The sequence below is a fragment of the Acinetobacter sp. LCT-H3 genome (assembly GCF_001866125.1).
Taxonomy (GTDB): Bacteria; Pseudomonadota; Gammaproteobacteria; order Pseudomonadales; family Moraxellaceae; genus Acinetobacter; species Acinetobacter schindleri.
This window is the reverse complement of record NZ_MODX01000053.1, coordinates 1-5,987: the sequence shown is the minus strand read 5'-3', so window position 1 is coordinate 5,987 and position 5,987 is coordinate 1. Positions and strand designations below refer to the sequence as shown.

Sequence of the window (5,987 nt, the reverse complement as noted above, 5' to 3'; positions counted from 1 at the left end):
CTTTAGCCATAGGAATGTACGGGTGAGTAGACCAAGGGAATCTCACCCTTAGCCCCTCGCAGAACCGGACGTGAACCTCTCAGCTCATCCGGCTCCCATTATCCAACCGATGGTAAACATCCCATTTTCCAGTGCACAAAGGCATTTGGAAAATCACGCGCAAGTCGCCCTAAGGCATATCTAGCCCGTCTTTTATGACGGGCCAAGTTTTTATACTTACGCCTCATCCAGCGTATAAGATAAGCATTCATGTGTTGCCAGATCGCTGACATTGCTGAACCATGGAATCGACCATAGTATTGCTGCCAACCTTGAAGAATTGGATTAAATATTGCAGATAAATCACTTAATTCGCGATTACACATCAGATGTAGATGCCATTTCCGAATAGTCTGTCGCATTGTTTTAAGTGCATCACGACTGACTGCAGGAGAGAAATTTACATAAACTCTTTTATACTTGTCCACAGCCTTACGGGGCCTAAACGTGTACCCGAGAAAAGTAAATTGAACATCTGGATATGCTTGGCGACGATTCACATCTTGGCAATAAACAATCTTTGTCTTATCTGGATGCAATTCGAGTCCACATTCACGAAATCGTGCACCAATCTTTTGTAAAACAAGTTTGGCTTGAGATAAACTTCGGCAATGAATTACTCCATCATCCGCATAGCGGCAGAATCTTACACTCGCAAGATTCTTGGTAATCCACATGTCAAAAGCATAATGCATAAATAAATTAGCCAATAGAGGACTGATAACTCCACCTTGCGGTGTGCCGTGATTCCTTTCTAAAACTTGACCATCTACATTTTGCATAGGTGCTTTTAACCAGCGTTCTACATAGAGAAGAATCCATGGAATTTCGCAGTGTTTCTTAAGTGCACGCATGAGTAGATTATGATCAATGTTATCAAATAGACCTTTGATATCAAATTCCACAACCCAGTCATACTCCCAACTTCGTCGTCTCACCACAGCTATCGCATCATGGGCAGAACGCCCTGGACGATATCCATAAGAGTTTGGATGAAATAGAGGATCAATCTGTGGCTCCAATATAAGCTTGACAGCTGTTTGTGCTACTCGATCCGCTACTGTTGGAATGCCTAACATACGTACCCCACCTGATTTCTTTGGAATCGGAACACCTTTGACTGGCGGTGGAAAATAACTGCCTGAACAAAGTCGGTTCCATAGTTTATACAGGTTGCCTTTTAAGTGGTGTTCGAATTGCTCAATAGATTCATGATCGATGCCTGCAGCACCGCCATTCTCTTTGACTTTCTTGAATGCCTCCCAAATTAACGCTTTAGGAATGTTAAATGGTTTGGTCATAAAGCCTTGTTCCTCCTGCTTGTGCAGTTGACAAGACCGCAGACCTGGATAATGCAGCCCCTTCGCTCCATTACCATTACAGTAACTTCAACACTACTACGAGCTGCTCCGCCCCTTGGTGACGCATTGCTATTATCGGCCTTGCCTTTTGAGCTTGTACCTTTCGCTTGACATCGCCACCGAAGGTTCCCGCAGTTCAACGTAAAAGCCTGAATTAGGATCGCGCTGCCTCTACGCCGGACACCGAATGGCCCGTAAGCAGGTAACGGCCAAACTGATCGCGGGGCAACATCCATCCCCGGTTTTGATGTCATTTGAGTACTTTCGACACTTGAACGGCAGTTCACTGGTGTTCGCCTTCCTAATTCTTACCTGACGCCTTTACAACGCCTTTTCCATAACGCTCACGACCGGGACTTTTGATCCAAGCCGCTTATGGTGGTTTGCTACCTGCTCCTGCAAGCCGATAGCGAGGGGCCATACCCTCATCTCTTACGCCGCTTGCTGCGGCACACTGATATCTGTACACCAGACTTGATTAGAGTGATCGATGACCATGTTTTTCAACAGATATGGGAAAATACGGTGTGCAAGATTAGGCTTACTGGTATTGGGTTTTGGATACAAAAAATAACTACAATAATTTTATCACTTTAAAAATAGATTTTCCCTCCATTTAACATAATGGCGGTTATACGCAATACACTTGTATATTAATTTAAATATCAATTACTTAATAAAACAAGAAAAATCCAAAGATGCCCAAAAAGCCGATTTTGAAACAAGTCGGCTTTTTTATGTTCGATTCTGTAATATTTTGCCAATAAAAAATGGAACAACTTTGCAAAATTTACAATTTTGTATTAACATTTTTATATTAACAAAAAGCGATGCAACTATGGAAATTGAGTTTTCATGGGATGAGCATAAAGCAGAAACAAACCTCAAAAAACATGGTGTAGCTTTTGAAGATGCAACCTTGGTTTTTTATGATGCTCATGCCGTCTTCAAACAGGATCGCTTTGAAAATGGTGAATATCGTTGGCAAGCGATAGGTATGGTACATGGGCAAGCTGTTTTATTGGTGGCCCACACAGTACAAGACCATAATGGGATAGATCATATCCGTATTATTTCAGCACGACAGGCAGAGAAAAAAGAGAGGAAACAATATGAGCAAAACCGTTACCTACAAAATGGATTTGAATAATCCTCCTGTTTTGTCTGAAGAACAAAAGGCAAGACTGGAAGCGTTAGCTAAACGTCCAGACAGTGAAATAGACTTTTCGGATATTCCTGAACTTGATAAGAGCTTTTGGAAAAATGCAGTTCAAAATCCGTTTTATAAGCCAACTAAACAAGTGACAACTGTTCGCATTGATGCCGATGTTATGCAGTGGTTAAAGGCTCAAGGTAAAGGCTATCAGACACGAATGAACAAAATTCTGCGTGATGCTATGTTGAATGATTTGAAAAATCATCCATAAAGAACGAGGACTAAGCCTCGTTCTTTATGAAGTAATATATTAAGCCTGTAGAATTAAAATGACGGATAAGTTATTTTTTTAATTTTTCAATGTTCCCAGGTAAAGCGAGTCTTGGTGCACAGTAATCAGGTAGCTTTTCACCTAACTTCATTTTTTCATCATCAAAAGCTATTCCTGAAAATTGTAAAGACTCACCTAATCTATAAAGCTCTTTTGATTTAATATTTTTTAGCTCTGTACACGACAAATTTCACAGAACCCTTATCCTATCAGGATTCTGCCTTCTTAAAATTGCCAAAATTTCCTTAAACTCTTCTTTTTTCCCAAAACCAATTAAACGCTGAATCGCCATTTGAACATAGTCTAAACCATAGCGAAATAAACTCATTGAGAGTCGTCCATGCTTCTTTATTTTTGTTACAGCTGCTATGATGAATGAGATCGAAAACTGAAATCCCCCACTAGAATTGTTGACTGGAGTCAAAATGAATAAAAAGCGGCCGGTTAATCTTGATATTCGAACCATTCAGCTTCCTCTCACGGCGCTTACATCGATTCTGCACCGGATTTCAGGAATTATGCTCTTTATTTTTCTGGGACTGATACTGTATATGCTGAGCAAATCGTTGGAGTCAGAAAAGGGTTTTAATGAAGTCAAGGAGATTTTTTCTTCACCTTTCGGCAAAGTTAGTTTCTGGTTGGTATACTCTTCATTTATTTATCATCTCGTAGCCGGAATTCGACACCTAGTTATGGATGTGGGTGTTGGTCATACTTTGAAAGGCAGCAATCGCGCCTCTACTATTGTTTTAGTAGTGTCGGGTGTTTTAATGGTTGCTGGCGCCGTATGGATTTGGTAGCTGTGGAGTCGTAATGCGTATTTACAAGGACTAAAAGCGTCCTTTAAAGCTAACTTACGAAAGTATTTATAATCGACGGTTCACGCTTAAACGGTTGAATCCTTTCGGGCTTCCGAATAGCTGTTAGCTGAAAGCTATCATGAGCTAAGTTTTCTGTGCATCATCAAATGTGTTAATGGGAGCGCCATAGTACTAGGTACAAATATGGCTCTAGGACAATGTTAGATGTTTTGGATTTTGAGGCGGATCGCTCTTATCGAAGATCGTCTAATTCGCTCTGAAGCGCAGGTTTTTTGAAACTATCACCTGGTTGGCACACTGTGCGAATCAACATCAGATATGAGAAAGCCAATCAGGTGAACACTACCCTCGAGGGCTCATCTGTCCAGTTAAAGCCTCGAGTCTTTCTGGGTGCGCAAAAGACAAGAAGGTTATATGGGAAAATTATGAGGCCTGGATACCATGCGTCATGGGCGTGCCGATGCTGTGAGTGACAGAGCGAGAAGCAAGTGAAAGTCCCTGAAGTAGGGGCGGGATGCGCCCGAGTGGCATTTTTTGTCTTAAGGTAGATCGCGTAGCTGTTCTTCAGAATAATCTTCAGAGCGTTGACGACAGCCATCGCTGTGCATTCCTCAAGAATAGAATGTGTCGGAAGGGTGGCGTCATTGGTGTTAGTCATCGCTTAGGATTTCTCAATCTGGCTTACACGGGCGCCTGTACCGATATCCCCGCGGATGGCGACGTATCGATGTTGAATTCCTCGCCAGACGAAGTGCAATGAGCTGCGGCTATAGGCTTGCGCAGCCTTAGATAGCCGGCCGTCGCAGGCGCGCCGGTTGGCCGGGATCTTCTTCTGCCCGTCAGGTGTCCGGTCGGAACTCCAGCACGAACGCTACGACCTTTTCGGCGGACATTTCGCACGGCTTCAACAATGTCCTATCTGATGTAACGCGGAAGAGGTTGAAGCTGACAATGTCAGTCCCGTCCAACTCCCTGGCGAACAGACTGTTGCGACGTCCGTCCCCAGATCGCCGGACGATCAAGCTGAAACGCCGGCCTTCATAAGTCCCTTCTCTGTATCCCTCCGCAAGCTTCGCGAAAGCGGCATCGAACTCGGAATGCTCCATGTCATCCATCCTTATTGATAGAACAGAGGCGCGGCGGGTGCGAGACCGCCAGTGCCGGGTCGCGCTAAGGTGCCGGGCAGATTCCTGCAGCCGACGAGGCCCGGGGTGGGCAGGATAATTGAGATGTCGGCGCCCGCATGGCTATCAGCGAAGTCGTCCGTCCAGTCTGCTAGGCAACGTCCACGCCTTTCCAGAAAGCGATGTAATCCCGGATACCCTCGGCATCCGGAGTGGGGGCGGGATAGGTCCAAGCGGCGTTCACGTTGAGCGCGTCACCCGCGCGAACATGAAAGAAGCGCGCGGCGCCTTTGATCGGACAGACAGATGTGTGCGGGCTCATCTCAAGCAGGCTCAGGTCGACTCCTGACGGTGGGAAGTAGTGATTTCCCTCGACGATGACTGTTTCGTCGCTTGTGGCGATAGTAGTGTCTTTCCAGATGGCTGAGACCAACGGACTCTCCTTTTGTATTCATCAACCGGCGAAGGCTCGCGGGCTGGCTGCCCCAAGCCGCACCTCCTCAGGTGGCAGGCGGGTTGCGCCCGAGAAGTTTGTCGAGCTCGCCTCTGACATCGAGCGCGAATAGCTCATCGGAGCCACCGATAAGGGTGCCATTGATGAAGATCTGCGGCACGGAGCTTCGCCCCGACGCTTCCGCCATGGCCTGCCGGTGAGCCGGATCCGCCTCAATATCGAGCTCCTTCCATCGCACGCCCTTTTCCTTGAGGAGCGCCTTCGCTCGGCGGCAGAACGGGCACCAATTCGTGGTGTACAGCAATACATCAGTTGTCATATTGCATCTCCGGCAGTTGCACGCGGATCGCTGTCATGGCGTTGATCTCCAATTCGCGGCGTTCAAAGATGGCGACTGCACCTTGGCCGACATCGGAGCAGATGCTGACGATTGGCCGCTATCCAGGCGACATGGCCCAAAGTGCTTTCACCGCCAGGCAGAGGCCGCACGCGCCTCCTGTAGCGCCGAGCCGATGCTCTAAGGTAACCGAGCCTCGATTGGGACGGAAGCGGTCCCGCTCGAATCGCCCATCATGCTGGTCGAGCATATCAGGACGACGGATAGTGCAGGAACTTTCAAATTGAGCTTGATGTCGAGCCAGGTATCGCGAGCGAAGGCGTTCTAGAGGCCGGGGGGTACGAAGTGAACCGTACCGGGTTTG

General features: G+C 46.5%; 7 protein-coding genes and 1 pseudogene. 3 read left to right on the top strand and 5 right to left on the bottom strand.

The features are described from left to right. Positions 1 to 98: 98 nt before the first annotated feature. Positions 99 to 1,340, bottom strand: a complete 1,242-nt coding sequence (gene ltrA, locus BK820_RS14685) for a group II intron reverse transcriptase/maturase (RefSeq protein WP_071321322.1) — start codon at positions 1,338 to 1,340, stop codon at positions 99 to 101. A gap of 898 nt (positions 1,341 to 2,238) precedes the next feature. Between ltrA and BK820_RS14680 the strand changes: the two genes are divergently transcribed. Both BK820_RS14680 and BK820_RS14675 read left to right on the top strand, forming a co-directional pair. Next, the gene (locus tag BK820_RS14680) at positions 2,239 to 2,550 is read left to right on the top strand and encodes a BrnT family toxin (protein WP_071321321.1); all 312 of its coding nucleotides are present in this window, start codon (positions 2,239 to 2,241) and stop codon (positions 2,548 to 2,550) included. Then, entirely contained in the window at positions 2,513 to 2,827 is a 315-nt protein-coding gene (locus BK820_RS14675) for a BrnA antitoxin family protein (RefSeq protein WP_071321320.1), read from the top strand. The genes BK820_RS14680 and BK820_RS14675 overlap by 38 nt, the downstream gene beginning before the upstream one ends. A 70-nt stretch (positions 2,828 to 2,897) precedes the next feature. Here the strand turns inward: BK820_RS14675 and BK820_RS15555 are convergent, their stop codons facing one another. Further along, positions 2,898 to 3,074 carry a hypothetical protein gene (locus tag BK820_RS15555; protein ID WP_164543112.1) on the bottom strand — a complete coding sequence of 59 codons (177 nt, stop codon included), beginning with the start codon at positions 3,072 to 3,074 and terminating at the stop codon, positions 2,898 to 2,900. A 3-nt stretch (positions 3,075 to 3,077) separates the two neighbouring features. After that, positions 3,078 to 3,242, bottom strand: a pseudogene (locus BK820_RS14670) (IS4-like element ISAba33 family transposase); the annotation flags it as partial. A gap of 70 nt (positions 3,243 to 3,312) precedes the next feature. On the opposite strand from BK820_RS14670, the gene sdhC reads away from it, so the two are divergent. Next, entirely contained in the window at positions 3,313 to 3,687 is a 375-nt protein-coding gene (gene sdhC, locus BK820_RS14665) for a succinate dehydrogenase, cytochrome b556 subunit (protein ID WP_005005993.1), read from the top strand. 1,296 nt (positions 3,688 to 4,983) lie between these two features. On the opposite strand, the gene BK820_RS14650 is transcribed toward sdhC, so the two are convergent. Next, positions 4,984 to 5,265, bottom strand: coding sequence for a DUF427 domain-containing protein (locus BK820_RS14650; RefSeq protein ID WP_003464986.1), 282 nt, complete (start codon positions 5,263 to 5,265; stop codon positions 4,984 to 4,986). A 67-nt stretch (positions 5,266 to 5,332) separates the two neighbouring features. Next, on the bottom strand, positions 5,333 to 5,605 hold the full coding sequence (grxC, locus tag BK820_RS14645) for a glutaredoxin 3 (RefSeq protein ID WP_005005995.1): 273 nt from the start codon (positions 5,603 to 5,605) through the stop codon (positions 5,333 to 5,335). Positions 5,606 to 5,987 lie beyond the last annotated feature (382 nt).

What these genes read in the sequence shown, in the direction of transcription:
- grxC (WP_005005995.1), bottom strand. Translation starts at nt 5,605, where the DNA reads ATGACAACTGATGTATTGCTGTACACCACGAATTGGTGCCCGTTCTGC.
- BK820_RS14680 (WP_071321321.1), top strand. Translation starts at nt 2,239, where the DNA reads ATGGAAATTGAGTTTTCATGGGATGAGCATAAAGCAGAAACAAACCTC.
- sdhC (WP_005005993.1), top strand. Translation starts at nt 3,313, where the DNA reads ATGAATAAAAAGCGGCCGGTTAATCTTGATATTCGAACCATTCAGCTT.
- BK820_RS14675 (WP_071321320.1), top strand. Translation starts at nt 2,513, where the DNA reads ATGAGCAAAACCGTTACCTACAAAATGGATTTGAATAATCCTCCTGTT.
- ltrA (WP_071321322.1), bottom strand. Translation starts at nt 1,340, where the DNA reads ATGACCAAACCATTTAACATTCCTAAAGCGTTAATTTGGGAGGCATTC.